Below are 1,606 nucleotides of genomic sequence, written 5' to 3'. Positions count from 1 at the left end.
GGGGTTCCGGGGGCATGGGTACCGTCCGTGGGGCCGGGTGATCGTGCGGTGCGCGGCCGTGGCGTGAATCACCTGATCCACTGCTCACAGGCCCCCTACCTGCCGGTAGATTCGAAGCCTCCCGGACGATCAAGTCTGAAACTTGTTCTAGATTAGCGCCCGGCGTAGTCTCGCCGTCTCGCGCAGGCAGAAGGGGGCCCGGAGTGACCGCTGAGGCCAGTGGGGCCGAACCGGCCACGGACGGAGGGCGCCCGCTCGCGATCGCGTTGCTCACGTACAAGGGGAACCCGTTCTGCGGCGGCCAGGGCGTCTACGTACGGCACCTCTCCCGCGAACTCGCGCGCCTGGGCCACCGCGTCGAGGTGATCGGCTCGCAGCCGTACCCCGTGGTCGACGAGGGCGTCACCCTCACCGAGCTGCCCAGCCTCGACCTGTACCGCTCCCCGGACCCCTTCCGCACCCCGAAGCGCGACGAGTACCGCGACTGGATCGACGCGCTGGAGGTCGGCACGATGTGGACGGGCGGCTTCCCGGAGCCGCTGACCTTCTCGCTGCGGGCCCGCCGCCATCTGCGCGAGCGGCGCGGCGAGTTCGACGTCGTGCACGACAATCAGACGCTCGGGTACGGCCTGTTGGGTGACGTCGGCGCGCCGCTGGTCACGACGATCCACCATCCCATCACCGTGGACCGCCAGTTGGAGCTGGACGCGGCGCAGGGCTGGCAGAAGCGGTACTCGGTGCGGCGCTGGTACGGGTTCACGCGGATGCAGAAGCGGGTCGCCCGCCGCCTGCCGTCCGTCCTCACTGTCTCCGGCACGTCCCGCCAGGAGATCGTCGACCACCTCGGCGTCCGCGACGACCGTATCCACGTCGTCCACATCGGCGCCGACACCGACCTGTTCGCGCCGGACCCCTCCGTCCCGGTCGTCCCGGGCCGCATCGTCACGACGTCCAGCGCGGACGTCCCCCTCAAGGGCCTGGTGTACCTCGTCGAGGCGCTCGCGAAGGTCCGTACGGAACACGCCGGCGCGCACCTCGTCGTCGTAGGCAAGCAGCCAGCCGAGGGTCCGGTCGCGCGCGCGATCGAGCGGTACGGACTCCAGGGCGCCGTCGAGTTCGTGAAGGGCATCTCGGACGAGGAACTGGTCGCCCTGGTCCGCTCGGCGGAGGTCGCCTGCGTGCCGTCGCTGTACGAGGGTTTCTCCCTCCCGGCGGCGGAGGCGATGGCGACGGGCACCCCGCTGCTCGCGACGACGGGCGGCGCGATCCCCGAGGTCGCGGGCCCCGACGGCGAGACCTGCGTGGCGGTGCCGCCGGGCGACGCGGGCGCGCTGGCCGCCGGCCTGAGCCGCCTGCTGGGCGACCCGGAGCTGCGGGCACGCCTCGGCGCGTCCGGCCGGGAACGCGTCCTGTCCCGCTTCACCTGGGCGAGGGCGGCCGAGGGCACGGTCGAGCGGTACCGCGAGGCGATCGAGAGGAGCGGTACGTCCGCGTCGCGCCCCGGCGCGGACCGGCGGCCGGCGGGAGCCGGGGGCTCCCGGAGCCACGCGACGGCGGAGGCCGCGACAGCCGGAGCCGAGGCCGCCGCCCCGGCCGTGGACGAAGC

The 1,606-nt window shown here is 73.2% G+C and carries 1 protein-coding gene; it reads left to right on the top strand.

The features are described from left to right. Nucleotides 1–203: 203 nt before the first annotated feature. The coding region (locus AOK24_RS42060; RefSeq protein ID WP_055725146.1) for a glycosyltransferase family 4 protein at nt 204–1,606 on the top strand (1,403 nt) is incomplete at its 3' end.

This window comes from Streptomyces niveiscabiei (assembly GCF_001419795.1).
GTDB classification, from domain to species: domain Bacteria; phylum Actinomycetota; class Actinomycetes; order Streptomycetales; family Streptomycetaceae; genus Streptomyces; species Streptomyces niveiscabiei.
Note: the sequence above shows the minus strand (reverse complement) of the source record. Positions and strands in the feature narration are given on the sequence as shown.